Annotated in this window: 27 protein-coding genes; 9 read left to right on the forward strand and 18 right to left on the reverse strand. The window is 41.9% G+C overall.

Annotated features, from left to right (window positions below; genetic code table 11):
* Positions 1-21: 21 nt before the first annotated feature.
* Positions 22-480: a hypothetical protein gene (locus tag WCY03_RS09650; protein WP_345992459.1), complete on the forward strand. Its 459-nt coding sequence runs from the start codon at positions 22-24 to the stop codon at positions 478-480.
* A 24-nt stretch (positions 481-504) separates the two neighbouring features.
* On the opposite strand, the gene WCY03_RS09655 is transcribed toward WCY03_RS09650, so the two are convergent.
* On the reverse strand, positions 505-1,401 hold the full coding sequence (locus tag WCY03_RS09655) for a LysR family transcriptional regulator (RefSeq protein WP_345992461.1): 897 nt from the start codon (positions 1,399-1,401) through the stop codon (positions 505-507).
* Between the two features lie 136 nt (positions 1,402-1,537).
* Here WCY03_RS09655 and WCY03_RS09660 point away from each other — a divergent pair, with 136 nt between their 5' ends.
* Genes WCY03_RS09660 through smpB form a run of 5 tightly spaced genes read left to right on the forward strand, consistent with a single transcriptional unit; the run spans position 1,538 to position 5,867 of the window.
* Positions 1,538-3,586: a UvrD-helicase domain-containing protein gene (locus tag WCY03_RS09660; RefSeq protein ID WP_345992463.1), complete on the forward strand. Its 2,049-nt coding sequence runs from the start codon at positions 1,538-1,540 to the stop codon at positions 3,584-3,586.
* A complete protein-coding gene (gene truB / locus WCY03_RS09665; protein WP_345992464.1) occupies positions 3,583-4,407 on the forward strand; it encodes a tRNA pseudouridine(55) synthase TruB in 825 nt (274 codons plus the stop codon). The genes WCY03_RS09660 and truB overlap by 4 nt, the downstream gene beginning before the upstream one ends.
* Positions 4,401-4,637: a carbon storage regulator CsrA gene (gene csrA / locus WCY03_RS09670; protein ID WP_345992465.1), complete on the forward strand. Its 237-nt coding sequence runs from the start codon at positions 4,401-4,403 to the stop codon at positions 4,635-4,637. The genes truB and csrA overlap by 7 nt, the downstream gene beginning before the upstream one ends.
* Positions 4,634-5,422 carry a 4-(cytidine 5'-diphospho)-2-C-methyl-D-erythritol kinase gene (locus tag WCY03_RS09675; protein WP_345992467.1) on the forward strand — a complete coding sequence of 263 codons (789 nt, stop codon included), beginning with the start codon at positions 4,634-4,636 and terminating at the stop codon, positions 5,420-5,422. The genes csrA and WCY03_RS09675 overlap by 4 nt, the downstream gene beginning before the upstream one ends.
* Positions 5,415-5,867, forward strand: a complete 453-nt coding sequence (gene smpB / locus WCY03_RS09680; RefSeq protein WP_345992469.1) for an SsrA-binding protein SmpB — start codon at positions 5,415-5,417, stop codon at positions 5,865-5,867. Before WCY03_RS09675 ends, smpB begins: the two co-directional genes overlap by 8 nt.
* 18 nt (positions 5,868-5,885) lie before the next feature.
* Here smpB and WCY03_RS09685 read toward each other — a convergent pair whose 3' ends face one another.
* The 16 genes from WCY03_RS09685 to WCY03_RS09760 all read right to left on the reverse strand — a co-directional run bounded on the left by WCY03_RS09685 (position 5,886) and on the right by WCY03_RS09760 (position 20,431).
* Complete coding sequence (locus WCY03_RS09685) at positions 5,886-8,963, reverse strand: efflux RND transporter permease subunit (protein ID WP_345992471.1); 3,078 nt, start codon at positions 8,961-8,963, stop codon at positions 5,886-5,888.
* A 3-nt stretch (positions 8,964-8,966) separates the two neighbouring features.
* A complete protein-coding gene (locus WCY03_RS09690) occupies positions 8,967-10,016 on the reverse strand; it encodes a biotin/lipoyl-binding protein (RefSeq protein WP_345992472.1) in 1,050 nt (349 codons plus the stop codon).
* Positions 10,013-11,287 carry a TolC family protein gene (locus WCY03_RS09695; RefSeq protein ID WP_345992475.1) on the reverse strand — a complete coding sequence of 425 codons (1,275 nt, stop codon included), beginning with the start codon at positions 11,285-11,287 and terminating at the stop codon, positions 10,013-10,015. Before WCY03_RS09695 ends, WCY03_RS09690 begins: the two co-directional genes overlap by 4 nt.
* On the reverse strand, positions 11,284-11,916 hold the full coding sequence (locus WCY03_RS09700; RefSeq protein WP_345992476.1) for a TetR/AcrR family transcriptional regulator: 633 nt from the start codon (positions 11,914-11,916) through the stop codon (positions 11,284-11,286). The genes WCY03_RS09695 and WCY03_RS09700 overlap by 4 nt, the downstream gene beginning before the upstream one ends.
* A gap of 131 nt (positions 11,917-12,047) precedes the next feature.
* Positions 12,048-12,407, reverse strand: coding sequence for a 50S ribosomal protein L19 (gene rplS / locus WCY03_RS09705; RefSeq protein WP_345992478.1), 360 nt, complete (start codon positions 12,405-12,407; stop codon positions 12,048-12,050).
* Entirely contained in the window at positions 12,397-13,101 is a 705-nt protein-coding gene (gene trmD / locus WCY03_RS09710; protein ID WP_345992480.1) for a tRNA (guanosine(37)-N1)-methyltransferase TrmD, read from the reverse strand. Before trmD ends, rplS begins: the two co-directional genes overlap by 11 nt.
* Before the next feature lie 15 nt (positions 13,102-13,116).
* Positions 13,117-13,656 (reverse strand): ribosome maturation factor RimM, encoded by a 540-nt coding sequence (gene rimM, locus WCY03_RS09715; protein WP_345992482.1) that lies wholly within the window; start codon positions 13,654-13,656, stop codon positions 13,117-13,119.
* Positions 13,637-13,876 carry a KH domain-containing protein gene (locus WCY03_RS09720; RefSeq protein WP_345992484.1) on the reverse strand — a complete coding sequence of 80 codons (240 nt, stop codon included), beginning with the start codon at positions 13,874-13,876 and terminating at the stop codon, positions 13,637-13,639. Before WCY03_RS09720 ends, rimM begins: the two co-directional genes overlap by 20 nt.
* Positions 13,877-13,878: 2 nt before the next feature.
* Entirely contained in the window at positions 13,879-14,106 is a 228-nt protein-coding gene (gene rpsP, locus WCY03_RS09725) for a 30S ribosomal protein S16 (RefSeq protein ID WP_345979503.1), read from the reverse strand.
* Between the two features lie 174 nt (positions 14,107-14,280).
* Positions 14,281-15,633: a signal recognition particle protein gene (gene ffh, locus WCY03_RS09730; protein ID WP_345992486.1), complete on the reverse strand. Its 1,353-nt coding sequence runs from the start codon at positions 15,631-15,633 to the stop codon at positions 14,281-14,283.
* A gap of 59 nt (positions 15,634-15,692) precedes the next feature.
* On the reverse strand, positions 15,693-16,430 hold the full coding sequence (locus tag WCY03_RS09735; protein ID WP_345992488.1) for an RNA pseudouridine synthase: 738 nt from the start codon (positions 16,428-16,430) through the stop codon (positions 15,693-15,695).
* Positions 16,431-16,456: 26 nt separating this feature from the next.
* Complete coding sequence (waaA, locus tag WCY03_RS09740; RefSeq protein WP_345992490.1) at positions 16,457-17,620, reverse strand: lipid IV(A) 3-deoxy-D-manno-octulosonic acid transferase; 1,164 nt, start codon at positions 17,618-17,620, stop codon at positions 16,457-16,459.
* A 2-nt stretch (positions 17,621-17,622) separates the two neighbouring features.
* Positions 17,623-18,339: a C4-type zinc ribbon domain-containing protein gene (locus tag WCY03_RS09745; protein WP_345992492.1), complete on the reverse strand. Its 717-nt coding sequence runs from the start codon at positions 18,337-18,339 to the stop codon at positions 17,623-17,625.
* A gap of 33 nt (positions 18,340-18,372) precedes the next feature.
* Positions 18,373-19,095, reverse strand: a complete 723-nt coding sequence (locus WCY03_RS09750; protein WP_345992494.1) for a Nif3-like dinuclear metal center hexameric protein — start codon at positions 19,093-19,095, stop codon at positions 18,373-18,375.
* On the reverse strand, positions 19,092-19,841 hold the full coding sequence (locus tag WCY03_RS09755) for an NYN domain-containing protein (RefSeq protein WP_345992496.1): 750 nt from the start codon (positions 19,839-19,841) through the stop codon (positions 19,092-19,094). The genes WCY03_RS09750 and WCY03_RS09755 overlap by 4 nt, the downstream gene beginning before the upstream one ends.
* The gene (locus WCY03_RS09760) at positions 19,838-20,431 is read right to left on the reverse strand and encodes a tetratricopeptide repeat protein (RefSeq protein ID WP_345992498.1); all 594 of its coding nucleotides are present in this window, start codon (positions 20,429-20,431) and stop codon (positions 19,838-19,840) included. Before WCY03_RS09760 ends, WCY03_RS09755 begins: the two co-directional genes overlap by 4 nt.
* Positions 20,432-20,515: 84 nt before the next feature.
* Between WCY03_RS09760 and WCY03_RS09765 the strand changes: the two genes are divergently transcribed.
* From WCY03_RS09765 to WCY03_RS09775, 3 genes are read left to right on the forward strand one after another with little or no spacing between them, the layout of a single operon-like run.
* On the forward strand, positions 20,516-22,612 hold the full coding sequence (locus WCY03_RS09765) for an RNA degradosome polyphosphate kinase (protein WP_345994080.1): 2,097 nt from the start codon (positions 20,516-20,518) through the stop codon (positions 22,610-22,612).
* The gene (locus WCY03_RS09770; RefSeq protein ID WP_345992500.1) at positions 22,612-23,139 is read left to right on the forward strand and encodes a gamma carbonic anhydrase family protein; all 528 of its coding nucleotides are present in this window, start codon (positions 22,612-22,614) and stop codon (positions 23,137-23,139) included. Before WCY03_RS09765 ends, WCY03_RS09770 begins: the two co-directional genes overlap by 1 nt.
* The gene (locus WCY03_RS09775) at positions 23,140-23,757 is read left to right on the forward strand and encodes a TRIC cation channel family protein (protein ID WP_345992502.1); all 618 of its coding nucleotides are present in this window, start codon (positions 23,140-23,142) and stop codon (positions 23,755-23,757) included.
* 239 nt (positions 23,758-23,996) lie between these two features.
* Here WCY03_RS09775 and WCY03_RS09780 read toward each other — a convergent pair whose 3' ends face one another.
* Entirely contained in the window at positions 23,997-24,821 is an 825-nt protein-coding gene (locus tag WCY03_RS09780) for an AbiH family protein (RefSeq protein WP_345992504.1), read from the reverse strand.
* Between the last annotated feature and the right edge of the window lie 34 nt (positions 24,822-24,855).

Here is a 24,855-nt window from a genome sequence, read left to right on the forward strand (position 1 = left end):
ACTAGTTTAAAGGCTGTTCCTATGTTATTTGATATCGTAAAAAATAACAATTTTAGAAAACTGATGCAAAATCACATCGAAGAGCTGATAATATTCTTTTTTAAAAATGAGCAGAATTTTGGTATCTTATGCAAAATCGACGAGATATCTTTTGAGCCTGAACTTCCTGATTATATCCGATCCGAATTCAGACCGATGACACTGTTTTTTTTGGCAGGCTATACTTTTGAAACAGCCCATATAGACGACGACAGACTTATATTTGAAGCCGGTTTCGGTTCGGAGAACATAGGAAGCTTTGTAAGCGTACCTCTGCTTAGCATAATGCAGATTATAATCGATGAAACGCCTATCTTCGTCAATCTTGCTACATATGAAAAGATAAAAGAAGAGAGTACCGCGGTAAAAAACGACAACGGCATAAAAAACTCTATGGAAGCACTGCTTTCAAATCCTGAAAACAAAAAATTCAAAAAGTGATCAGAGATCTCTTTTTACGGAGATCTAGACTTTTATTGACAAAAGAAAGTTTACGACATTGTCGATGAACGCGTCATGTTTGCGCTCTTTTGAATACGCGATGTAGAATTTACGGGTGATCTTGTAGTTCTTGATCCTCGCTTCATATAAAGTGTTGTTCTCGATCTCGTCTGATATCACATGGCGGGATACGACCGATACGATAGGGCGTCCGTTTTTAGGGGCATGCGTGATCGATTCTTTTATGGCAGTCGTACTTGCAACGACACCGATAACATTGAAACTGCTGCACTCAACGCCTATCTCTTCAAACACTTCTGAGGTCAGCTTTCTTGTATGGGAGTTTTCATCCCTGCATATCCAGTCAAATTTGTAAAGATCCTCTTTTCTAAGATTTTTCGGGATCGGCTGGTTCGAAAAGATGACCAGTTCATCTTCGACCCACTCCCTGTAGATGATGCCGTCATGAAAGATCGGGGACTCGATAAGAGCTATATCTATCTTTTTATCTTCAAGCTGATCTATGATCTCGGCTGAAAACGCCACCTGCATGTGGACCTCATTGTTGATCTTGTCTTTTATCGCTCCGATATATGAAGGCAGAATATAGTTGCCGATCGCGTAAGACGAACCCATTACGAACGTAAAATCTTTGTTTATTATCTTTAAAAGCTCTTTTTCACTGTTCATAATCGCTTTTTCCAAACGTGTCGCTATACGGAAAAGATCTTCACCCTCTTTTGTTAAACGGATGCCGTTTTTTTTGCGTTCCACAACTTTCGTGTCAAGATAATCCTCTATGAATTTTATCTGTTGCGTTACCGCCGGCTGGGAAATTCCCAACTTTGCAGAGGCTTTGGAAAAGCTCTTTTCTTTTACTACGGTCAAGAATGTTTGTAATTTAGCAAAATCTTTTAACATAATAATTCCTATAAGTTCAATGAATAATAAAATTATAACTCAAAATTATAATGAATGCAATAGTTTTGAAATAAAACATATTTTTTTAGGTATAATTAAAGAATAAATCAAATATTACAGATAGCGATGTGACAATATGGAAAAGATTTTTAGTAAACTCAATGTTGCTCAGATAGACGCCGTAAAGCAAACGGAGGGTCCCGTCCTTATCCTTGCGGGTGCCGGCAGCGGTAAAACCACGACCATCACCTCACGACTGGCATATCTCTTAAAAGAGGTCGGTATACCCGCAGGAAATACGCTTACTTTGACGTTTACGAACAAAGCTGCAAACGAGATGCGCGAGCGTGCTTTGAATATGATCGACAACAAATCCTATCCTCCCTTGCTCTGTACTTTCCACAAATTCGGGCTACTGTTTTTAAAGTTCAATATCCATCTTTTAGGACGCGACAACAACTTCGTCGTTATAGATACCGATGATAAAAAAAAGATCCTCAAAAGGCTCAATCCCGAGATTCCCACACCACTGATCGCAAGCGAGATATCAAGATACAAAAACTCTCTTTTAACACCCGACGATGCTTACAAACAGGCGGAGATGACGATCTATCAGCAGATCGCAACGGTTTATGAAGAGTATGAACGCTATCTTTTAGAGAACAACCTCGTAGATTTCGACGACCTTCTGGCTTTGCCTTACAGACTTTTATGCGAAAACGAAGATCTAGCTCTAAAAACAAGCCGAAAATATCAATATATAATGATAGACGAGTATCAAGACACAAACGAACTGCAGCTGAAACTTATCCAAAAGCTCTGTATGACACATAACAATCTCTGTGTCGTAGGCGATGACGACCAAAGCATCTACGGATGGCGCGGTGCGCACATTAGAAATATTCTGGAGTTTGACAAAGATTTTACGGATGCCTATGTCGTAAAACTCGAAGAGAACTACCGTTCACGCGAACCGATACTCAAAGTCGCCAACGCGCTCATAGAGCACAACCGCTCCCGTCTGGGCAAAAAGCTCATAAGCACGCGAGGAAAAGGTGATGATGTAAGAACATTGAACTCAGATGATGAGAATGAAGAAGCAAGAAAGATAGCCGATCAGATCATCAAGCTTATCGACAGCGGCATCGCACCGCGTGAGATAGCCATACTCTACCGCGTCAATGCCCTGAGCCGTTCCATAGAAGATGGGCTCAACCGCGCAAACATCCCTTACAAGCTTGTCGGCGGTCTCAGATTTTATGACCGGGCAGAAGTAAAAGACCTTATCTCGTATCTGCGCGTCATCACCAATTTCCATGACAATTTTTCATTCAAAAGGATTATGAACAAGCCTAAACGCGGTCTTGGAAAAGCGACCATAGACAAACTCGAGCTCGCTGCGATCAGTGAAGATATCTCTATGTTCGAATATATCGACAAACATTCTCTTTCAGAGCTCGAAGAGCTTGTCAAAAAGAAAAATGCCAAAACACTGAAAAATTTCATAGACGACATAAAAGAAGCTTACAAAATCTCACAAGAAGCGATGTATGAATTCGTGGATTTCATAGAAGACACTTTTCATATCAAAGATATCTACAACGCTCTTCCCGACGGGCAAGAAAGGATACTCAACATTGACGAGTTTTACGGAATGTTTCGCGAATACGTCAAACACCAGCCCGAAGTGAGTTTAGATGAGTTCTTGAACGAGCTTACGCTTCAAAGCGATCAGGATGAAATAGAGGGTGAGAGCATCTACATGATGAGTATCCATGCCTCCAAGGGACTAGAGTTCGAACATCTGTTTATCATCGGCTTGGAAGAGGGCTTCCTGCCTCTTATAGGAGACGGCAGCGATTTGGAAGAGGAGCGCCGTCTGGGATACGTGGCATTTACAAGAGCAAAAGAAAGCCTCACACTCTCACACGCCAACAGCAGATTTTACAAAGGCAGAAGAAGCGAACTGGGAAAAAGCAGGTTTTTTAACGAAGCAGGACTATGCGAAGGTTCTTTGGTCGTAGAAAAGAGCACAACCTTTAAAAAAGGTGATCTTGTCCGCCACAAAATATTCGGTGCGGGACGCGTAACGGGCATAAGCAAAGCCGGTAAAGAGTTTAAATTAAGCATCAATTTCGGCGGAAGCAATCGAGAAATACTGGCCTCTTTCGTGGAAAAGCTGTGAACAGACTTTTCGTGGCATACAAACCTACGGGCGTAGGTTCCAATAAATTTTTATCGCAGTTAAAAAGAAAATATAATGAGAAAAAAGCCGGATTTTCCGGAACGCTCGATCCTTTTGCCAAAGGAGCGCTTATCATCGGCTTCGGCTCACATACCAGACTCTTTCGTTTTTTGGACAAAACGCCAAAAAGATACCGTGCGACCCTTTGGCTCGGTGCACATTCGGACTCTCTGGATATCGAAATGATAGACAAAGTAGATGAAATAACACCTTTTGACGAAAACACTGTGAAAGATTCCATAAAAAAACTTGAAGGGATTTTGACCTATGAACCACCGATATTCAGTGCAAAAAAGATAGACGGACAGCGTGCCTACGATCTTGCACGCGCGGGCAAAGAGGTTGTTTTAAACAAGATAACCTCAACCATATACGAGACAAAGTTCATCTCCTACTGTCATCCTTTCATTACGTTTGAAGCAACGGTTTCAGAGGGGACGTATATCCGCTCTCTTGGGCGTATCATAGCACATAACCTAAATGTTGCAAACGGCAGTCTTACGGCTTTAGAAAGGCTCAACGAAGGAAGTTTTTTCTATGAAGACGAAAAACCGCTCGATATAAAAAAAGTGCTCAATATTCCGAAAAACTATTACCAAGGGGACAGCCAAAACATCTTTTTTGGAAAGCCTTTAGAGATAAGAGATATGAAAATACAAGAAGACGGTTACTACTACTTGGATAATAATGATACAATTACGATAATAAATGTATCTGAGAACAAAGTCAAATATGAACTAAATAAGGTTGAAGTATGCTAATTTTATCTCGCAAATTAGACGAATCCATAATCATTGGCGATAACATAGAGGTAAAGATAATCTCTATTGACAAGGGGATGGTAAAGATCGGGATCGAAGCGCCGTCATCGATATCGATACTGAGAAGCGAACTCATAAAAGAGGTAGAGAATTCGAACAAAGCGGCATCCGTCCATGTCGATGACTCTATCCTGGAGAGTTTTTATAAGAAGTTTTCCAAAAAAGTATGAAGCTATACAAAGCCTGTGCCAAAGTAAATATTTTTCTAAAAATCACCGGAACCCGCGGAGATTACCATGAAATACTTTCACGTTTTATGAAAATACCCTCTTTATACGATGAGCTTTCCTTTGTTCCAAAAACAAGTGAAAAGTTCGAGATCACCGGCAACTTTAACTGCGAAACTTCGCAAAATACGATATATAAAGCATATATGGCCCTTAAAGAGTATACAAAATCGGAATCTCTCACGAAACTGCTTCGAAACTATGGTGTACATGTAAACAAAAAGATCCCTTCCTTTGCGGGTCTTGGCGGCGGAAGCAGCGACGCGGCAACATTTTTAAGAATGTGCAACGAAGTGCTTCACCTGGGGCTTTCAAAAGCGGAACTGGCAAAAATCGGGACTAAAGTGGGAGCGGACGTGCCTTTTTTTATTTATGATTATGACAGCGCGAACGTCAGCGGCATAGGAGAGATAGTGGAAAAATTCGATGAGGAGCTTTTGAATCTGGAAGTATTCACGCCCGATATCGAGATATCCACACCAAAGGTATACAAAACCTACAGAGAGCTCTACTTTGATCCCATAGACGGATTCAAAGCCGATAAATTAAAAAGGATGAAATCGGCGGAGATACTGAAAAACTTCAGTATCGACGAAGCAAACGACCTGTTCAAACCCGCTCTTCACAACTACCCAAAACTCAAAGAGAGTTATAGGCAGGGGTATTTTTTCAGCGGAAGCGGAAGCAGTTTTTTTTATATGAAGGAAGTCAAGGACAAAAATGGGTAAAACGATAGCAAAAAACAAAAAAGCCTATCATGACTATCACATAGAGGAAAAGTTTGAAGCGGGAATGGTACTGACCGGCAGCGAGATCAAAGGCATCCGTGCTTCAAGGGTCAATCTCAAAGACAGTTTCATCCGTTTCGTAAAAGGAGAAGCGTATCTCTTTAACGCACATATCGGCAGACTCGAGACGACTCACCGTTACTACGCACATGAAGAAAGAGGCAGCAGAAAACTTCTGCTGCACAAAAAAGAGCTCAAAAAACTTCAAGAAGCAGTAGAAAAAGACGGTTACACGATCGTCCCACTGGAGCTGTATCTAAACAGCAGAAATCTGGCGAAGCTTCAAATAGCCATCGCCAAAGGAAAGAATCTGCATGACAAACGCCATGATCTCAAAGAAAAAGATATGAAAAGAGATATACAAAGAGCCCTCAAAGACTACTAGATCGTCTTTGAGCAAAGATCATACGCCCTGCACCTTTTTTTTATCAAATATATACGCAAACATCGGGACATAGACGAGGGTCAAAAGAGTACCCACCAAAAGCCCTCCTATCGCAACGTCTGCCAGCGGACTCAAACGCTCGAGTCCCACTGCTTGTTCGAGCGCTATTGGGATCATCCCGGCGATCGTCCCAAACGCCGTCATCATGACCGGGCGGAACCTTACTTTTACCGATTCTACCGCACTCTCATACGCACCTTCTCCCTCGGCACGATATGTTTGATAAAAATCGATCAGCAAAACAGCATTTTTTATGATAATCCCAAACAGCAGAAGTATCCCTATCAGGCTGGGCATACAGCTCGGTTTTTCAAAGATCAGCATAGACCATGACGCCCCGATAAGAGAAAGCGGCAAAACGATTATCATGATAAACGCCATCCTCACCGAACGGTAGATGGCTATAAGCGTCATGATAAGCATGACTATCCCAAGCCCTATGGCTTTGAGCATACGTTTGAAACTGTCATTGATCTGAGCGATATCTCCCGCCTGGCTTATCCGTATGTCATTAAGATCCACTTTTTTCAAAGCTGCCTGGGCGTCTTCTGTAATGTGTGTCACCGGGCGTTTAGCTCGGTACCCGTTTACATCAAGACTGTAAAGCATCTTGTCGCGTTCGATCTTCGCAAAGGTGAGATGGCGTTTTATCTTTGCCAGTGTTTCCAAAGGTACCTCAGCCGTCGGTGTTTTTATAGGAAGAAGCCTCAACGTTTCGATATTTTTAGAAAATTTTCCTTTGAGATAGAGTCTTACGAACTGGGTGTTCATAGACTCCAGATTCGCGTTAAGACCGACCACTTCCCCTTTTATGGGAAGCTGCATCGCTATTTGATACGGCGTTATACCGTAGCTGAGAGCTTTGTTCTCATCGATATCCAGTTCTATCTCCGTAAAATCTTTATCCCAGCTTGTCGAGACGGAAGTAAGCCCGCGGACATCCTGTATCGCTTTTTCTATCTTATGCGATGCATCAGCCATTCCTTCTACGACGGAAGATTGAAGTCTGACATCCAGACTCGCTTTTATCGAAGAAAGAGCGGTCGCTCCAAAATCATAGACATCGTCTCTTTTAACGCCTTCTAAGTGCGAGATTTTCTCCCGTATGATGTTTTCAAGCTCCCAGATAGTCTGGCGTCTGTCAAAACGGTTGACCGCATTAATGGTGATAGTCGCTTCAGCGGGAGTATTGCCGCTGCCAAGACTGAGTACTCCCGCTTCGGTACCGAATGCGACCGAGCTCATTTTCACCCATGGCTGTTTGTCGATCCATTGTATCAGCGGTCGTATCTTTGCTTGAGCGCTTTCGACGCTTTCATTTGAACTAAATGCCACCTGCGCTTTGATGATCCCCGTGTCCATCGGCGGCATTGCATCCTTGCCGATGGTAGGCATAATATTTTTCATGCTAAGGATCAGTACTATGATGACACCCGCACTCAGCATCATGCGGCGTAATATTTTTAATTTTCCGTTTGAAAATCGGAGTATCCCGACATAGGGTCCTACAAGCCTTCCGATAGTTTTCTCATAAAACGTATCAAATATTTTCTCTATTTTTGTCTTGCCCGTACCGTTTTTATATAACCATGAAGAGAGAAGCGGTATAAAAGTAACGGATAAAAAATAACTGACCAAAAGTGCGATGATGAGAGTTTCGATCAAAGGCCTGAATATCTTTTGCGGAAATCCGCCGACGAACATAAGCGGAAAGAGGATGGCAATTGTTGCGATCGTTCCTGCAAACACAGGATTTAAGACCTCTTTTGTTCCGTTCTTGACGGCAGTTTTTAGATCTTCATGCACTTCGTTGAGATGTCTCTCTATGTTTTCAAGGATGACGACGGCATCGTCTGTGAGCATTCCCAAAGCCAAAATGATACCGGTATAGATGACGATATTGAGCTCTCCTCCGCTCAGCCATATGATCGCCATCGTCGAAAAGAAAACCATCGGTATGGAAAGACCCGCGGCGATGATGGCTCTAAAGTTGCCCAAAAATATCATGATCACCAACAAAGTATAGATAACGGCGTCTTTTAGAGCCTCAAGCATATTCGTATTCGCTTGTTCTATAAGGTCTCTTTGCGTATCGCTTATCTGAAAATCGATATTGGGATACTGTGCTTCTAGCTTTTTCATCTCCAAGCGGGCCGCTTTACTCACATCCAATACACTTCCGCCAGGAGCACGCTGTATCGCAAGAGCGATCGCATCTTTGCCGTTGCCGATGTAACCGCTGGTACGTTTTTTATAGCTCCAGCTGATATCCGCTATGTCGCTGAGCTTTACGTTGGCAAGAACGGGCAGCTGCTTTAATTTCTGGATATTGTCCTTTTCGCCGTAATAGGTCACTGTATAAAAATCGTTATCCCCTTTTATAAACCCAAGAGGCATGTCACGGTTTAGAGCCTGAAGCGATTTTGTTATCGTCTCGAAGTTCACGCCGTATCTTTTTGCTTTAAACGGATCCACTTCTATGTTTACCGAGCTTTCATATCCGCCGAAAACTTCGACGTTTCCTATCTCCTGATTGCTCAGAAGATAGGGTTTTATGAAACTATCCGCAATCTTTCGGATATCGGCAAGGTCTATATTGTTATTTTTCGGACTTAAAGATATGACATCGACGGGAAGCGTAAAATCTCCGGCAGTATAGATCGCCGGATTTGCACCCGAAGGCAGTTTTGCTTTTGCGATGGAAAGTGCGTTTGCGACATCTACTGCAGCGGCGTTCAACCCTTTTTTATACCCAAAATCAGCTTTTACGATCGAGAAGTTCGCCACGTTGATGCTGCTGACATCCGTTACCAGACCCAAACGCGATATCTCCTCCTCTATCGGTTTTGAAACCGTACTTGCAGCCACTTGCGCCGTAGCTCCCGGAACCTTTGTTATAACGATCACCTCGGGAGGGTTCGCATCGGGAAAGAGATTTTTCGGCAGGGTCGTCAAAGCTATGATCCCCATAACGAAAAAAGTTGCTATAAGGGAGTAAAGCATATATGGACGCTTGTAAAAATACTCGAATATCATGAATTATTCCTTTACTTTTAAAGCATGTCCGCTAAGAAGTTTCAGCAAGATATCCGGCTTGGCGACGACTATCTTTTCATCTGTTAAAGGCTCTTGTGTGATGATCCCCTGCTGTGCGCTTTGCAAGATGTGAACCTCCTTAGGCACGGCTTTACTGCCTTTGATGACCAGTACAAAACTTTTGCCCTCTTTGTTTAAAACGGCGTCAAACGGAAGGAGTACTGTTTTGCCCTCATACAAGACGGCATCGACCTCTATTCTGTCTCCGCTTGTAAGCTTGCTTCCTCCCACATAGACCTTATACTCGGCCAGTCCCGCGTATGTGCTTCCAAGAGCCATAGCAGGATATGTTTTACCGTTATACAAAACAGCTTTTATATTTAGCTCGCTCGGAACCCTGACCATCAGATAAAAACCGTTTTTTGCACTTATGGACAGCAGTGCTTTGCCCGGCATGCTAAGTGCGCCGTCATTGTCAAAAGTCTTAGTTATCACCCCTTCCACGGGAGAAATGATAGTCGCATATGAGAGACTGTTGTCAAGCTCTATCTCTTTTTGTCTGAGTGAAGCGATCTGTGCCTCCGTGTTTGCTATGGCGTTTTGCTCTTTTTGCGATTCTTCCACGGATGCCCCTTGAATCTTTAAAAGCTCCTTTGTTCTTTGATGCGTCGCTTTTAAATTTTGCAGGGAAATATCCGCTGCTTTTAGCTGCTCTTTTACACTTGCAAGACTGCTTGTGATCGCCGTCGTATCCAGCCTGACTATGACATCGCCCTTATGCACATGCGATCCGCTTGACTTGATACTTAATATCCTTGCAGAGATACGAGAAGAGAGTTTTACATCCTTGTCGTTACTGACTTCTGCAAGGTAGGGAAGCGTCAGCCTCACATCCGTGATCTTTGGCACTATCTGTGAAACGACTATAGGGTATATTTTGGCCTGAGGAACAGCAGTATCTCTGGCTCTTGCATTTTTTATCGTCTTGACACCTGCTAAGATTAGTGCCGCGACGATCGCCGCACCTAGCGCTATTTTTATCGCTTTATTCATTTTACTATCTCCTCGATATTGTTTGCGTATATGACGGCCAGCTGCATCAGCGTCTGCCATGATTTTGCTTCTGTTTTATAAAGATTGGCTTCCTGCTCGACCACGTCATCCTCATACCGCAGATACTCTTCGGTTGAAAGCCTTGCATTTGTATAGTTTAGTTTTGCGATTTCTAAAAGTTTTTTCTTTTCATCTATGCTTCTCTTATACAGCTTTGCGGAGTTCTCAAGCAGAGGCAGGGATTCTTGCAGCACCCTTGCTTGTGAAGAGAGCTCGTCACTTAGTTTTTGCAGCTCGATCTCGCTTTTAGCAGATTCAAGCTTCGCCAAAGAGATCTCCTCGTATTGGTTCATATTAAATATCGGAATGTTGAGTACCACTCCGACATTACCGTACTCTTCACTTATAGAATCATAGGTGTTATACGATTCGCCGTAGCTTTTCATATAACTTCCATGTGCATAAAGGGATGGGTAGAGCTTCTCTTTTTGTGCCTTTGTTTCCAATCTGTCCGCTTTTACCCGTTCGCGAAGCGGCTGAAGCGATCCAAATTCATTTTTCGTGATCTCCGCCGTTTTTTGCATCGCCAGGGCATCATCGATCTTGATTCCCGTCAGACCCTCTATCGTACCGATTACCGATCTTTTTTGGATCTCGATATCGTTGTCGGCTATATCTATCTGATTTAGTCTGTCGTTTATCATATAAAGTGCAGATGCCGCCGCACGCCCGTTACCGACTTTTATCTCCACTGTTTTTTTTGTTTCTTGCAGCGATCGCTTTTTGCCTTCGAGTGCTTTTTCGAGTGCTTTTAGATATATCAGATTCGCATTGGCACCCACTATGAGTGCTTCGTTTTTTATAAGGTTTATCTTTTTTTGCGCTTCTGCGCTCTTTTGCATCATCTTGGCTTTATCCGCCATGGTAAAGATGGATTTGACAAAAAGAGGCATCGATATCGATACTCCCGTCGAGTAGATATTGTAACTAAACGGCTGCGCAGGATGAGACGGATTTTGTACCAAAGAGAGCATATGGTTGGGAGCCAACGGGATCATCCCGGTAGGAAGCGAATAGTTGTCATATTTTGCAAACAGGTTTACTTCCGGATAAAGTTTGGAGTAGGTTTTCTCTTCGCCTGCCTTTGCTTTTTTCACGGATATCTCGTCGGATTTGGACTGCGGATGCGATTTTAGCGCATCAAAAAGTTCAGAGACGGTATGAGCGCTGAGCAAGAACGGAAAGAGAAGTAATAAGAGTATCCTGTTCATTCTTTAACCTCCAATATGCCCTTAATCTTTTCAAATATATAATTGGATATCTCATCTATGGAGCAGTCGCTGCATGTATCGATCTCTTCATTTATCAGTGCCGCTTTTTTGCGAAGCGGCGCCGTGGTTACTAGCAGGTTGATCGTTCCGATTATCATAAAATGTATAACCATAGGAACGACGTTTTGAAAGACTCCCTCCTCTTCGCCTTTTTTCAGTATCGCGCTTAAAAGCTTAAAAAGTCTTCTCATACTTGAGAACATCTTTTCGGGAAGATGTGCTCCGTTGTCACTGAGCTCTCTTAAAAGCAGCGCGGGAAAATAGGGCTGTTTGTCTGCAAAATCCGCATAAGTTTTTATAAAAGCCTCCAGCTCGGAAACCGGATTCGTACACAGTTTATTGGCTTCTATGATTTGAGCATAGATAGAGGAGAGAACTTCGTTCATGACGGTTTCATACAGTATAGATTTGTTTTTGAAATAATAATAGAGCAAAGCTTTGTTAACTTCGCTTTCATTTGCTATCTCATCGACGGTCGTAGCATCAAAGCCGTTTTTTGAGAACAGGATCATGGAGTTTTCAATGATCTTCGCTTTTGTTGATATCGCATTACGTTGTGATTTTGACATATCGGCTCCTAATTAACTAACTAGTTAGTTAATTATATATCAAAAAAAAAGAAATTACAATAAACGAGAATGTGTAAAAAATATGTTAAAAAATAGGGAGATCGAAGATATAGAGCGGAGACTTAGAAGAATTATTTTCTTCTAAGTTCTTTAATACGAGCAGCTTTACCTGCAAGATCGCGAAGATAGAATAGTTTTGCACGACGTACGCGACCGCGGCGAACGACTGTGATCTCATTAATGCTATCTGTATAGATTGGGAAAACTCTCTCGATTCCAACACCGTTAGCACCAATTTTACGGACAGTGACGGTTTTTCCTGTTCCTTCACCACGAATCGCTATACAGACACCTTCGTAATTTTGAACACGAGTTTTATCACCCTCTTTAATTGTTACTGCTAAACGAACAGTATCACCAGCACGGAAATCAGGAATGTTTTTCTCAGCTATCTGTGCTTTTTCAAAATTTTCAATATACTTATTTCTCATAAGATTTCCTTGTATTATGCTTCAAATGCCTACCCGGACGAAAAAAAGAGGTTTTACATTCTGATAAAGCAAATTTTAGTGTGCGAATTTTACTATGATTTCCCTTTAAAAATTCTGATGGGACATTTTTTTCTTTATAAATTTGCGGTTTGGTAAAGGATGGGGCTTCCAAGAGCTCGGATTCAAAGCTTTCGACCTCTAAAGATTCGCTGTTTCCAAGCACTCCGTCGATATTTCTAACGATAGCGTCGCACATGACAAGCGAAGGCAGTTCGCCGCCCGTGAGGATGTAATCACCGATGCTGAGGACCTCGTCCGCATACTCCTCTACGACCCTCTCGTCGATCCCTTCATATCTGCCGCTTACAAAAACTATGTGTTTTTTGTCTGCCAGACGTTTTGCATCGTTTTGCACAAAGCTTTTTGCTACGGGAGTGACAAAGACGATGTAGGCATCTTCATCCTCCTGTTTTATGCTGTGCAGCGTATCATAAAGAGGCTGAGGGGTCATCAACATTCCCGCACCGCCGCCGAATGCCGTATCATCTACCTTGTTATGCCTGTTCTGGCTAAAATCTCTCGGATTTACAAAATCAACCGTAAAAAGCTGTTTTTCGATCGCACGTGAAAGAATGGAATCTTGAAAATATCCTTCAATAAGGTTTGAAAAGAGTGTTACAAATGTAAACTTCATTATTGTTCACTCCTCTTATGAATTTTCTAAGATATCCAACCCGCCGCTTACTTGTATACTCTTTTTATCGATATCTACGGAGACGATAAAATGATCCTGGTAAGGGATCAAAAACAATTTCGGCAGCTGTTTTGCGACTAATGCTTCATCAGTGATCATAGAAAGATAATCGGTAGGACCTATACGTTCTACCTCATCCACGATTCCTAAAAGAAGCCCGTTGTCATAAACCTTACACCCTTCGATGTCAAAATAAAAATACTGACCCTCTTCAAGCTTTATGTTCTTTCTTGTCTCTTCGTAGGTCGTGTATATTTTTTCATTCGTGTAACGTTTCGCATCTTCGGGATTATCGACGCCTTTTATTTTAAAAAGGTTACGTTCCAGATCGATCTCTTCGATCTCGACGGTACGGTTTTTACTGATGAGAAACTTCGCGCCTTTAACAAATTGTTCGGGGAAGTCACTTTTTATATGAAGTTTCATATCGCCTTTGAGTCCCACCGTTTTTCCGATGGTCGCGATATGAAGAAGTTTATCTGATAGGTTCGACATTGATACGGTAACTCTTGCCGTCTTTGGCTTTACAGCCCGATATCACTGTTTTGATCGCACCGATCATTTTGCCCTCTTTACCTATCAGTTTGCCGACATCGACCTGATTGGCAAAGAGTACGATCTCCACTAAATCGTCGCTCTCTTTTGACTCCACTTTAATCTCATTTGGATATGTTGCTATCAAACGGGCAAATTCAGCGACGAAGTTGGTTATCATGATTATTTACCGGTGATTTTTTTAACGCGGTCGCTCATTTTTGCACCGACACTTAACCAGTAGTCAAGGCGTTCTGCATCAAATTTAAGCGTTTTTTCTTCGTTCATCGGGTTATAATGTCCGATCAATTCTATCCATCCGCCGTCTCTGCGTTTACGAGAGTCTGTTACCACGATACGGTAAAATGGTTTTTTGTTACGACCCATACGAGTAAGTCTAATTGTTGTCATTAGTTTTCCTTAGATAAATGTAATATAGGGGGAATGTCGCAAAATAAAATTTATGTAGTTTTATTGTGCCTCTTACCGCCTTATGGCGTTATATACAGCTTTCAATCACAGAGGGATTATTTCAAAAGCCAAAACGATAACGCAATTGTACTAAAATTTTTACCAAAAGTAAAGTTATCTTCTAAGAGCGTTCAACCCGCCGCCGCCCATCTGGCTCATCATGTTTTGCAGGTCCTGCATCCCTTTTTTACCGGAGAACTTCTTAGCCATCTTTCCTGCATTTTTAAACTGTTTTAAAACTCTGTTCACTTCAGGCTGGCTCAGTCCGCACCCTTGCGCGATCCTCTGTTTGCGAGAGTTGTTTAAAAGATCGGGGTCTTCACGCTCTTTTGGCGTCATGGATGAGACCATCGCTTTTATCTGCTTGAGCTCTTTTGAGTTATCCAGATCGAAGTCTTTGAGCGCTCCGGCCATACCCGACATTCCGGGGATCATGCCGATGAGAGACTTCATGCTTCCCATCTTTTTCATACTTTCCATCTGCTCTAAAAAGTCATTGAAGTTGAACTGACCTTTTTTAATCTTTTTTGTCATCGCTTTGGCTTGTTTCTCATCGATGATATTGGCTGTTTTCTCGGCCAATCCTTCGATATCTCCAAGACCCATCAGACGGTTTACGATACGTTCAGGAATAAAGACCTCTATATCCTCCATCTTTTCACCGCTTCCGATAAAACGAAGCGGAACCTGTACTTGAGACGAAAGTCCGAGCGCCACGCCGCCTTTGGAGTCACCGTCATATTTGCTCAGTATTACTCCGTCGATACCTATCTGCTCTTTAAAGCTGATAGCTGTTCTGACCGAATCCTGCCCCGTAAGAGAATCTGCAACATAAAAGATCTCATCGGGATTGGCAACCTCTTTGACCTCTTTAAGTTCGCTCATAAGCTCTTCATCGATCGCCAGACGCCCCGCCGTATCTATAAGCACAACGTCAAAAAGCTTCGTATTTGCATATTTAAGCGCTGCTTTTACCACTTCTACAGGATTTTTATTTGCTTCGTCTTCATAAAGTTCCACCTCTATCTTCGAGGTTATCTGGCGAAGCTGTTCCACCGCTGCCAGACGCTGCAAATCCGCTGCGACGACTAGGACTTTTTTCTTTTTGTTTTTAAGGTAGAGTGCCAGTTTTCCCGTTGTCGTGGTTTTACCGGAACCTTGAAGACCCGTCATTAAAATGATAGTAGGAGGGTTGGGTGCAAAGACGAAACCTTTTTTGCCTCCGACTTCCAAGATGGAGTAGAGAGTCTCTCTTAAAGCTTCGAGAAACTGGTCTTTACCGATACCTTTGGCTTTTGTTTTCAGCTCTACATCTTGTATCAGTTCTTTTACGACTTTATGATTCACATCGGCTTTCAAAAGCGCTTTTTTAAGTTCGCCCGTCGCTTTTGTCAAAGATTTTTCATCGTCATGAAAACGTATCTTTTTTATTGCAGATGTAAACGAGTCGGTCAATGTTTCAAACATAAAACTATCCTAAATGTAATTAAAGTGTCAAATTGTATCAAAAGCTTGCTTAGAAAAATTTATGATTCAAAGTGCTTGAACGCTGTGGGTTCAGGCGCTTCGAAAATCATTCCCAAAAGTGTGACCTTTCTTGCATGGAGCATCACACGCTTGTAACGTCTGCCGCCGTACTGCTCATCACCGATGATCGGAAAATCGATGCTTCTGAGGTGCGCGCGTATCTGATGCGTGCGTCCATGATGGATAACGCACTTCACTTTTGTCTTTTTACCACTCACTATTTCGGGAGTGACCTCGGTACGTGCAGGTTTTCCCTTTTTAGAGATTTTCGTATATGCTTTATTGTTCCTTTTCTCGGTGATCAGTGCTTTGTCTATATCGACGCTTTCGACCAAAATACCGTCAACCCAGGCAGAATACTCTTTGTATACATTGTCTTTTTTGAACTCTCTTATCGCTTTTTCGCGGAACTCTTCGTTTTTAACGAGCATCAATACTCCGCTTGTCTCACGGTCAAGTCTGTGAAGAAGCTTCGCACCTTTAAATTGACGTTCTATCTCGTCGGAGTTCACAAATGCCGGTTTGTCCACTACGATCAGATCGTCATTTTCAAAAATAGGTTTGATCTTCTCGACCTTCTCTACTCTAAACTTCGTCTTTACGTCGATATCTCCGCGGGCGATCATCACTTTTTTATTGCCCGCGTATACGAGACCTCTGTCTATCAGAGATTTTGCTTCGCTGTTTGAGATGCCTTCTTGCTGTGCCAATACTTTATACGCTTTATCTTTTTCCATTGTTCACTCCTTGAGTAAAATCCCGTTTAACTCTTTATATATTTTATCACTCTGTCCAGGTCTATCTTTTCATCGACCGATGAAGGCGGAAGATTTTGTGCTTCTTTGAGCGCAGAAAAAAGTTCGCCGTTTTCTATATACTGTACATGATGGACATACTTGAACAGCTCTTTTTGGTCATGAAAATGTTTGCCCGTTATGATTCTGCATCCAAAATATGCCGGTTCAAGCGGATTGTGTCCGCCTACGTCCTCTTTAAATGCTCCGCCCAAAACGGCAATATCGCTTATCTTATAGATATTATTCAGTTCGCCCATCATATCGACTAAGACAATCTGTGTAGAGAGGCTCTTATCTTCACTAAAACGGCTCAGTTCTACGTTATTTTGTCTGCAGAACTCAAGCAGCATTCTATATACCGATTCAAATCTTTCGGGATGGCGCGGAACTATGACAAGTTTTGCTTTATTCTCTTTTATATACTCTTTATATCCTTGCAAAACTATCTTTTCTTCACCTTCATGCGTACTTGCCGCCACTATGGTCAAACCTGCCGGTTTTTCATACTCTTTGTTCTCTTTTATCTCCTGCGCCAGTTTGATGTTACCGACGACTTCGATATTTTTAGCACCCAGGGTTTCAAAACGATATGCATCGATCTCGCTTTGACAAAAGACGACATCCACATATCCCAAAAGACGTCTGTAAAACCACCCCATCTTCATATATTTTTTGACGCTTTTGTCCGATATGCGGGCATTTAAAAGTACGATTTTTCCGCCGCGCGCGGACATCACGGCAAAAAGCATATACCAAAACTCCGCTTCTAATACGATCAGCATCCTTTGCGGTCTTATCCAAAACGGTAGAAACATCTCATAGGGAAGATATCTTAGTTCCACGCCGTACTTTTTTGCTTCGTTATGCCCCGTATGCGTGATAGTCGTTATTTTTACGTTCTCTTTATCCACTTTTTCCAAGATAGGTTTTAACGCTCTGCTTTCACCGAGCGAGCAGACATGAAACCATATACCGTTGGAGTTTTTAAATCTCGGATTGTTGAAAAGAAAGAAACGTGATGGGACGGATTCTTGATATTTTTTTTTGAATGACAAAGATATCAAAAGCGGCAGAGCCAGAATATAAAGCCCCGCGCTTAAGATATAATAGATGAAAGAAAACGGCTTCAAGCCTATGCTTCTTCGCCCTCGGCGATATATAGTATGCGGCCGCAGTGTGGACATGTGACGATCTCTTCGCCTTTGATGACGTCTGCGTACACTTTATCGTTTACATGCATGAAACATCCCATACAAGCTTGTTCTTTTACTTCTACTGCCGTAGTGTTTTTAGCCCAGCGGCGGATCTTTTGGTAAAAAGCAAGACCTTTTTGGTTCATCCCGCCTACCAGTTTCTCTTTTCTTGCAAAAACCTCATGACGGGCTTTTTCGATATCTGTCAACTTCTCATCGACATCGGCTTTAATCGTCGACAGGTTTTCCTGTAGGTCGTCTCTTTTTTGAACCAGTTCTTCAAGCTTCTCTTTTTTTGTACTGATCAGCTTATCCAGACGTACGATCTCCTCGTTTGCAAAAGTCACCTGCTCTTTTGCGATCTCCTCTTCAAGCTGCAGGGATTTCATCTCGCGTTCTGTTTTTATCTCTGCGGATCTTTTCTTATTTTCTTCAAGTTTTGCAGAAAGCTCTGCCAGGTGAAGCTCGTTTTTATGTTTTTTCAACTCTTCGTTCTTCATCTCTTCTTCTAAAGACGAGATCTCGCCGTCTATATTCTCTTTGGTTACAAGAGCCGCTTCGTACTGATAGTTCACCTCATCGATCTGAGGCTCAAAAGCGTCTATCTCTTTGTCAACTTCAGAGAGGTCTATTAGTTGTTTTAAGTGTTTGTTCATCTATTTCCTTTTTGGATGCGTGCGACAATATCCCTATATATACGTGAAAGGGTTTTTTGATTGTGAAATTATAACCGCTAATCCTAAATTTTCCAAATATGTTGCTAAAATTTTTCCAAAAAACTGTTCGCTCTCATAATGACCGATATCTATCATCGAAAGATTTATGGTTTTTGCCTCCATAGCATCGTGATATTTTATATCGCCCGTCAAAAAGCATTCTGCATCTATGGAACGCATCAGCGAAGCTCCAGAACCCGTCGTCAAAGCTACGGTTTTTATGCGTTCATGCACCTTTACGCATTTTACATGCGGCAGATTAAAAGCAGCAGAGATCTTACGTGCAAAATCATCAAAATTTTCATCGACTTTCATATAGGCTATAAAACCCTCTTTTTTTACTATCTCAAGCCCTAACACTTTTGTAGCAACATACTCGTTTAGATGTGTCTGGTCAAAATTTGTATGCATTGCGATATTGGAGATGTTCTTTTGTACCATCTTTCTTATCAGATGTGCCGGGTACTGATTGAACTGGAGCTGTTTTATACCGCCGAATATCAAAGGGTGATGCGTGATAAGCAGAGAGTTCTCATCCATCTCCTCTATCAGTTTTTCATCGACATCGATGCTCAGATATACTTTGTCCACCTCTTCGTTGAGATCACCCAGCAAGAGTCCCGAATTATCCCAGTTCTCTTGAAGTTCAAAAGGCGAGATCTCATCTAAAAAATTATAAATATCTATTATTTTCATACATAGTTCCTTGAGCGTTTACATCTGACATAGACCGCTTTGGTCTTAAAGCTTGAGTCTTCTTTAAACTCGAACAAGTTCGTACTCTGCATCAGATCGAAAAGTTTTTTGAATCCGTAGTTTCGAGAATCGAACTCGGGTATCTTGTTGACGATCTTTTGTCCCACCGACCCCAGATACGACCATCCAGTATAGTCCGACGTATCGTCTACGGCGTTGCGCAGGATCGCCAAAAGCCTTATATCTCTTGATATATCTTTTATCGGCTCTTTTGGTTTTTCGGCTTTGTCGGTTTCTTCTATCTCGTCGCTTCTGAGGTTTTCCGTATAGATAAATTTATCGCACGCGCTCATAAACGATTTAGGCGTTTTTTTCTCCCCGAATCCGTAAACCGTCAATCCGCTTTCACGTATCCTTGAAGCCAGACGCGTAAAGTCGCTGTCGCTTGAAACGATGCAAAAACCGTCGAAATTTTTGGCATATAAAAGATCCATCGCGTCGATGATCATCGCAGAATCGGTCGCGTTTTTCCCGGTGGTGTACGCAAACTGCTGCATCGGATGGATGCCGTGTTCAAGCAGTGCGTTTTTCCACCCCTTTAGTTTCGTATCCGTCCAGTCCCCGTATATCCTTTTGACACTCGCAACGCCGTAGTTCGCTATTTCGTCGAGAAGTCCTTCGATAATCTTGGGCTGCGAATTGTCCGCGTCTATAAGTACGGCCAGTTTTTTTTGTTCTCTGCTCAAACTTTTTCCTTGATCTTTTGTATTTCCGCTTCTGCTTCTTTAAGTTCCGGATTCAGTTCCAGCGCTTTTTCATACATCTTCAAAGCTTCGTCGTACCGGTTCATGTCCGTAAGAAGGTTCGCGTAGTTAAAGTATGTGACATCATACCCGGCATCTATTGCCAGAGCTTTCTTATAATGCTCCTCGGCTTGTGAAAAATCACCTTGTTTTCTCAATAAGGATGCCAATGCGTTATGCATTGTATCATTATATTTGTCAATGCTCAAAGCCTCTTTATAATACGATACCGCTTCGTTATCTCTTGCTTCCTGCGCCGAAATATATCCCATTTTTCCAAGTATGTCGGCATTTTTCGGATCTTTTACGTTTGCTTCGTCCAAAAGTGCAAACGCTCTTTTAAGATCTCCCGCCAAAAAAGCCTCGTCCGCTTTTTTTACGAGCTGCGGCGGATCAAAAGGGGAAAAACCGTTTTGAGAACGCTGCCCTTGTTTTTTGTTTTGTCCGCTCTCTTCTAAATTTTGCACATGCTGATAAACTTTATATGAAAAAAACGCTGCCAGCCCCAGCATAAGAATTTGAAATAGTGTCATATGATTCCTTTTTGGATATTATAACCTTTTTGTAATCATCTCTACGATATAATAAGTAAAATTTAATTGATACGGTTTTATATGATGATAAATTTAAAAGACCCTAGTTTATACAACAATCGCGAGCTGTCATGGCTTCAGTTTAACACAAGAGTGTTAAAGCAGGCTCAAGACGAGTCCCTGCCTACACTTGAAAGATTAAAATTTCTCGCTATCTACGGCACGAACCTCGATGAATTCTATATGATCCGCGTGGCCGGACTAAAAAAACTTTTCAGTGTCGGGGTCATCGTATCGGGAGCCGACAGACTCACTCCTCTGCAGCAGCTCATCGACATCAGAACATATCTGCATCAAGAACAACAGGTCGTCGAATACTGTATGACCGATATATTCAAATCGCTCGAAAACGAGGGGATATTTCTAAAAAAATATAAAGATCTCAGTATTCAGGAAAAAAAGATCATCAACAAAAAGTTCTTTGAATCCATCTATCCTATCATCATCCCTATCGCCGTCGATGCGACGCACCCTTTTCCTCACCTGAACAATCTTAGTTTCGGGATCATCGTCAAACTTCTGGATAAAGACGACGACACGGTCGAAAGATTCGGGATAGTAAGGGTTCCTCGCGTCTTGTCGCGGTTTGTGCAGCTGACAGAGAGCATCTATGTTCCGGTAGAGGATGTCGTCTCCGAACATATCGAAGATATTTTCCCGGGTTACCGCCTTTTAAAAAGCGTACCGTTTAGGATAACGAGAAACGCCGATATCGCCATAGAAGAGGAGGAAGCGGATGATTTTCTGGAGATCCTCGAAGAGGGTCTGAAACTCCGTAGAAAAGGGGAGATCGTTAGACTTGAGGTCGGTTCTGATGCCGATGACGAGATCATCGATTTTTTTAACAGCCATATCAACGTATTCAAAAACGATATCTATAAGTTTCATACCATACTCAATCTTTCATCCCTTTGGCAGATCGTCGGCAACAAGGATTACGCACATCTTTTAAACGAGCCGTTCAATCCTAAACTGCTGCCGCCGTTAAACTCCAACGAGAACATCTTTAATATTCTTGAAACACAAGATATCACTCTGTACCATCCGTACGAAAGTTTCGAACCTATCGTCAAGATGATTCAAAGTGCGGCAAAAGATCCGGATGTCGTCACCATAAAGATGACGCTTTACCGTGCGGGACCGCTCTCTCCGATAGTCCAGTCGTTGATGAACGCCGCAGAATCGGGCAAGCAGGTAACCGTCATGGTCGAGCTCAAAGCAAGGTTTGACGAAGAAAACAATCTTATCTGGGCAAAAGCCCTTGAAAAAGCGGGAGCACACGTCATCTACGGTATTTTCGGCTTTAAGGTCCATGCAAAAGCAACGCTTATAACAAGGCGTACGAACGGAAAGCTCAAACAGTACGCCCATATCGGAACCGGCAACTACAACCCGAGTACGGCGAAGATATATACCGATGTCAGCTATTTGACCGCAAAAGATGAGATAACAAACGACTTGACACGTTTTTTCCACTTTCTAACGGGATTTAGCAAAAAAGGGAAACTGGAAAAACTCTATATGTCTCCGGCTCAGATCAAACCGAAGCTTCTCTCGCTCATCAACAATGAGACAAGAAAAGGCAAAGAGGGGCAGATCATCGCAAAAATGAACTCTTTGGTCGATGACGATGTTATCCGTGCTCTGTATAAAGCAAGTCAGGCAGGCGTGAAGATAGAGCTTATCATCCGCGGTGTATGCTGCTTAAAACCGGGGATACCTGGAGTAAGCGAAAATATCAGGGTCATCTCCATCATAGGAAAATATCTTGAACATGCAAGGATATTCTACTTTAAAAATACACTGCCCAACCTCTTCATTTCGAGTGCGGACTGGATGCCCCGCAACCTGATGAGGCGTATCGAGCTGTTAACGGGGATAGAAGATAAAGACAATGCGCAGAAACTTCTACAGATACTTCAGCTTCAATGTACGGACAATGTTCTCTCTCATGAGCTTATGAGCGACGGAAGTTACCACAAAATAAAAGCCGATGCTTCTAATGTGGTAAATAACCATAAGATCATCGAAGACCATATGAACACTATGCAAAAAGCTCTTAAGAAAGAATCACCGAACTATGTCCAGCAGCTTGCATACAGGCTTTTGAAGGATTCTTGATGGTTCATGACTTTAAAGATATCACACCAAGCATAGGCGACAAAACCTGGATAGCGCCTTCGGCCGATGTCATAGGAGAGGTAAGTATAGGCAAAGATTGTTCGATCTGGTTTGGATGCGTAGTGCGCGGAGATGTCCACTATATAACCATAGGTGACAGAACAAACATTCAAGACCTCTCCATGGTCCATGTGACGCACTACAAAAAAGCCGACAGAAGCGACGGCAATCCGACCGTCATAGGAAACGACGTGACCGTCGGACACCGGGTCATGCTGCATGGATGCACCATAGAAGACGCCTGTCTCATAGGGATGAGCGCAACCATCTTAGACGGTGCGGTGATAGGAAAAGAGTCCATAGTCGGAGCAGGAGCGCTTGTGACAAAGAACAAAGTGTTCCCTCCCCGCTCGCTCATTATGGGAAGCCCCGCAAAGCTCATCAGAGAACTGAGCGATGAAGAGGTAGAAGAGCTTTACGCATCGGCTTCGAGATACGTGAACTTCAAAGAGGACTATCGTAACTAAATGCTGCATCTCAATCCGCTTATCTTGGTAGATATCTTGGGTATCATCGCATTTGCCGTAAGCGGGTTTTTAGTTGGAACAAGAAACAACCTCGATATCCTCGGCGTCGTCATAGCCGCTTCTCTCACGGCGCTCGGCGGCGGGATCGTGAGAGATACCATCCTCAGCGTCACCCCTTTTGCTTTTAAGACGCTCTACCCCGCAACCGCTCTTTTTGTCGTCATATTTCTGGCGTTTGTCATCAAAATACATAGGTTCGGAAGTATTGAAAAACGATGGCTCTTTGTCATTAGCGATACCATCGGACTTGTCGCATTTAGTATCACGGGAGCTTTGCTTGCAATAGGTGCAGGATACAACTTCTTCGGTGTCATCATCCTAAGCTTCATCACAGCAATGGGCGGAGGGGTCATAAGAGACATCCTCATAAACCAGGTCCCGGCAGTGCTCATAAGCGACTTCTACGGCTCCATCTCGGTCATAGTTTCCATACTGCTGCTGCTTTTGCATGTAAGCGATCTTCTAAATCAAACGACCATACTTTTTGTAGCGATATTTTCTATCGCACTTAGACTCGTGGCTTATAAATATAAATGGGAATTACCGAAAATTATCTGAAGCTTTATTACGTTAGTCAAACTTTTACGTCAGTTGCAACATCTGCAGAGCCGAGAAAAAGTAAAGTAATGACGTTAAGAAAATACAACTGTTTGAGGGCAAAGCCCGAGTTTTGTATTTTTAGGAATGGATTTACTATTTCTTGGGAACTTGACGGAGTCAAGCTCGAAGCCGTTGCAAGAGCTTTTTGATACTTTTTTGCGGAGAAAAAAGTATGTATTATAAAAGTGGAGCTTTACTCACTCAGGTGTACTTTCAGATGAATCGATTGGTATAAATTCAGTATTATCTTTAAACATTGTTAAAGAATTTCTTGTATATTTATCGATGATTTTTATCATCTCGTGATAACCTATATCCCCATAATAATAAAATTTCAACTTAGCTTGTTTATTCGCGAATTTAAGTGAATTAATATAATCTGAAAAATATGAACTGTCGGTTATTCCAAGAGAATGTCCAAATACAACAAAGTCATGTTTATCTTTGTTATCTTTAAGATATTTGCTTATATCTGATTTTCCATAATTAGGATTAAAAGCTTTTTTAAAAAAGATATGATTCGAAAGGGTTCCTGCATCATCTTCAACACCAAAAATAATATCCATATTTTCAATAGAACCGTGTACATACGAATGTTTATTCTCTATGTCAGAAATATTTAACATCTCAGCAACTCTAAATACTGAATTAGTATAATTGAAATTATAAATTGCATTTGCTGTATCAAGTTCATTTTTAATCATTTCAAAAGCTTTTGAATTTTGATTGATTTTTCCAGTTTGAGCTTCTTTTAAATAATTTGTTAATGCTGTTTTTAATGCTTCAAAGTCATTTCTTACATGTAAAAATTCATCGTTCTCTTTAAACTGTATGGAGTATTGAGTAATTTCTTGCTCGATGTCTACCCAATTATTTAACTTAGTTTTATCCACTAAATATGTTGCTAATGAATTATTTTCTCTAACTAAAGATATAAAATAATCACTTTCAATGAAATCTTTATAACTTGTTTTAAGTCCTAAGTTTAAATCAAACCCATTTCCAATAATTATTATTTTCATTGCTTTTCCATCTCTTCGGTAACGACTATTAGTT

The sequence above is a fragment of the Sulfurimonas sp. HSL-1716 genome (genome assembly GCF_039645975.1).
Taxonomy (GTDB): Bacteria; Campylobacterota; Campylobacteria; order Campylobacterales; family Sulfurimonadaceae; genus Hydrocurvibacter; species Hydrocurvibacter sulfurireducens.